Source organism: Pseudescherichia sp., assembly GCF_031998825.1.
Classification (GTDB): domain Bacteria; phylum Pseudomonadota; class Gammaproteobacteria; order Enterobacterales; family Enterobacteriaceae; genus Pseudescherichia.
The window spans coordinates 1-2,950 of the sequence record NZ_DAMACX010000106.1 but is presented as its reverse complement, the minus strand read 5'-3'; the positions used below and the strand labels follow the sequence as shown (position 1 = coordinate 2,950).

Here is a 2,950-nt window from a genome sequence, read left to right as displayed (position 1 = left end):
GAAAGCAAAAAAGCGCCTTTAGGGCGCTTTTTTACATTGGTGGGTCGTGCAGGATTCGAACCTGCGACCAATTGATTAAAAGTCAACTGCTCTACCAACTGAGCTAACGACCCGAGTGGTGGGTGATGACGGGCTCGAACCGCCGACCCCCTCCGTGTAAAGGAGATGCTCTACCAACTGAGCTAATCACCCCCGCTGTGTGGAGTCGCATTATAGGGAGAGTTGAAAATGAGTCAACGCCTTTTCTCAAGATTTTGTTTGTTCGTCGTAAATTTAGACAAAGCGGCGCATAAATGGCTGCGTACGCATGATTTCTAAACAAAAAACGGCTTTGACGCACCCATAGTAGTAACAACATTGAGGAATCAGCGCAGGGTGATAGAATATTGCCCATTCTGTTTTCCAGGACTTGCCGGCTGTCGGCATCGTTATCAACGTAAGGCCATTTCATGAAAATCAAAACTCGCTTCGCGCCAAGCCCGACCGGCTATCTGCACGTCGGTGGTGCGCGTACCGCACTCTATTCCTGGCTTTTCGCACGTCACCAGAACGGTGAGTTTGTGCTGCGTATCGAGGACACCGATCTCGAACGCTCTACGCCAGAGGCTATCGAAGCCATTATGGATGGCATGAACTGGCTGAATCTGGAGTGGGATGAAGGCCCCTATTTCCAGACCAAACGTTTCGATCGCTATAACGCAGTGATCGACGATATGCTGAAAGTGGGCACCGCCTACCGTTGCTACTGCTCTAAAGAGCGTCTGGACGCGCTGCGTGAAGAGCAGATGGCGAACGGCGAGAAGCCACGTTATGACGGCCGCTGCCGCCACGACCACAGCGAACATGCTGCCGATGAGCCTTGCGTTGTGCGCTTTGCTAACCCGCAGGAAGGGTCGGTGATCTTTGACGATCAGATCCGTGGCCCGATCGAGTTCAGCAACCAGGAGCTGGACGATCTGATCATCCGCCGCACCGACGGCTCCCCAACCTATAACTTCTGCGTTGTGGTAGACGACTGGGATATGCAGATCACCCACGTGATCCGTGGTGAAGATCATATCAACAACACCCCTCGCCAGATCAACATCCTGAAAGCGCTGAACGCGCCGGTGCCGGTTTATGCCCACGTCTCGATGATCAACGGCGACGATGGCAAAAAACTCTCCAAGCGCCACGGCGCGGTGAGCGTTATGCAGTACCGTGACGATGGCTACCTGCCGGAAGCGCTGCTCAACTACCTGGTACGTCTGGGCTGGTCCAACGGCGACCAGGAGATCTTCAGCCGCGAAGAGATGATCAACCTCTTCTCACTGGGTGCGGTGAGCAAATCCGCCAGCGCGTTCAACACCGACAAGCTGCTGTGGCTGAACCATCACTATATCAATACTCTGGCACCTGAGTACGTGGCGACACACCTGCAATGGCATATCGAGCAGGCAAACATCGACACCCGTACCGGTCCGCAGCTGTCCGAGCTGATCGCTCTGCTGGGCGAGCGCTGCAAGACGCTGAAAGAGATTGCCGAGAGCTGCCGCTACTTCTATGAGGAGTTTGCTGAGTTCGACGCCGACGCTGCCAAGAAGCATCTGCGTCCGGTTGCGCGTCAGCCGCTGGAAGTGGTGCGCGACAAGCTGGCCGCCATTACCGACTGGACGGCGGAAAATATCCACCATGCGATTCAGGCTACCGCCGATGAGCTGGAAGTGGGGATGGGTAAAGTGGGAATGCCGCTGCGCGTTGCCGTGACCGGGGCAGGGCAGTCCCCTGCGCTGGACGTTACCGTGCATGCGATCGGTAAAACCCGCAGCGTTGAGCGTATCAACCGCGCGCTGGGCTTTATCGCGGAGCGCGAAAGCCAGCAGTAAGCAGGCGATAACCGCACTAAACAGAAACGGCAGGGTTAACCTGCCGTTTTTTTATGCCTGCTCGGTATCGGCAATGCCCAGCCGGGTCAAAAAACCGCGCAGGCCTTCACGCGCCAGAAAGCGCTCCAGTCGCTCCTGCTCTGCGGGCGTCATATTCTGCAGGACGTTGCCAATCTGCCGCAGCGAGGCCGTTTGAAACAGCGTGCTGTAGTCGGCGGAGGGTTCCGCCATTGACCATGCCGACTGGCGGTGACGAACGACCGGCGTTTTGCGCATATAGGCCAGCACGCGCTCATCAATATGGATCAGCCGCGCCCGGCCGCCTTTTACCCCGGTCAACGTCTCGGTTGTCCAGTTCTGTTCGCGGATCCAGCGATTAACGGTTTGTCTGGCAACGCCAAGATAGTCCGCCATCTCTTCAGGCGTCATTTTATCAGGTAGCTTCATCTTATTTTTCCCTGCTGCGAATGCCGAGCCGTTGGAGTAAGCCGCTGATCCCTTCACGCATCAATAGGGAGGTCAGCTGTTTCTGTTCTGAAGGGGTCATCTCTTTCGCCAGCGTCACCAGCAGAACATCAAGTGATGTATCCAGGGATGCTTCAGCGTAGAGGGTGGCGTCGGCAACCCGGCGAGCGTTGCGTATGAACTCACGCACCTGCTCATTAATATGCACCACGCGCGCTTTCCCACCCTGTACGCCAGGCTTGGGTGACGTTGCCCATCCCTCTTTACGTACCCACTTATTGATTGTTTGACGGCTATAGCCTGTCAGCCTGGCTAACTCTTCCGGCGTCATTCGTTCCTTGATCATGCGATTTCCTGACGAGCAGTAGGGGTAATTAGTGGTTCATTTTATAGCACCATTTTACGCGAAAGTGTGACGGGTTTAACTCCTGGCTGCGAGCGAGCCCGCAATGTCTTTCATTTGTTTGCTTTTTCAGCGGTTGAGAGGCAGAGAGAGATTTTGCCGTTGACACCTGGCAAAGGAATTCATATTATGCCGCCCGTCAACACGACAGCTTTACGCAACGGGGCTATAGCTCAGCTGGGAGAGCGCTTGCATGGCATGCAAGAGGTCAGCGGTT

General features: G+C 55.4%; 3 protein-coding genes and 2 tRNA genes. 1 reads left to right on the top strand and 4 read right to left on the bottom strand.

All coding sequences use genetic code 11. The annotated features are described in order from the left end of the window. Positions 1-37: 37 nt before the first annotated feature. Positions 38-113, bottom strand: a tRNA-Lys gene (locus RTP97_RS21350). Positions 114-116: 3 nt separating this feature from the next. Then, positions 117-192 (bottom strand) — tRNA-Val (locus RTP97_RS21345). Positions 193-449: 257 nt separating this feature from the next. On the opposite strand from RTP97_RS21345, the gene gltX reads away from it, so the two are divergent. Then, positions 450-1,865, top strand: a complete 1,416-nt coding sequence (gene gltX, locus RTP97_RS21340; protein WP_312417210.1) for a glutamate--tRNA ligase — start codon at positions 450-452, stop codon at positions 1,863-1,865. Between the two features lie 51 nt (positions 1,866-1,916). Here gltX and RTP97_RS21335 read toward each other — a convergent pair whose 3' ends face one another. Then, on the bottom strand, positions 1,917-2,312 hold the full coding sequence (locus tag RTP97_RS21335; protein WP_312214535.1) for a YfeC-like transcriptional regulator: 396 nt from the start codon (positions 2,310-2,312) through the stop codon (positions 1,917-1,919). Between the two features lies 1 nt (position 2,313). Continuing rightward, positions 2,314-2,676 carry a YfeC-like transcriptional regulator gene (locus RTP97_RS21330; protein WP_312417208.1) on the bottom strand — a complete coding sequence of 121 codons (363 nt, stop codon included), beginning with the start codon at positions 2,674-2,676 and terminating at the stop codon, positions 2,314-2,316. Positions 2,677-2,950 lie beyond the last annotated feature (274 nt).

Excerpts from the sequence above, each read along its gene's own strand:
- gltX (WP_312417210.1), top strand. The coding sequence starts at position 450 with ATGAAAATCAAAACTCGCTTCGCGCCAAGCCCGACCGGCTATCTGCAC.
- RTP97_RS21335 (WP_312214535.1), bottom strand. The coding sequence starts at position 2,312 with ATGAAGCTACCTGATAAAATGACGCCTGAAGAGATGGCGGACTATCTT.
- RTP97_RS21330 (WP_312417208.1), bottom strand. The coding sequence starts at position 2,676 with ATGATCAAGGAACGAATGACGCCGGAAGAGTTAGCCAGGCTGACAGGC.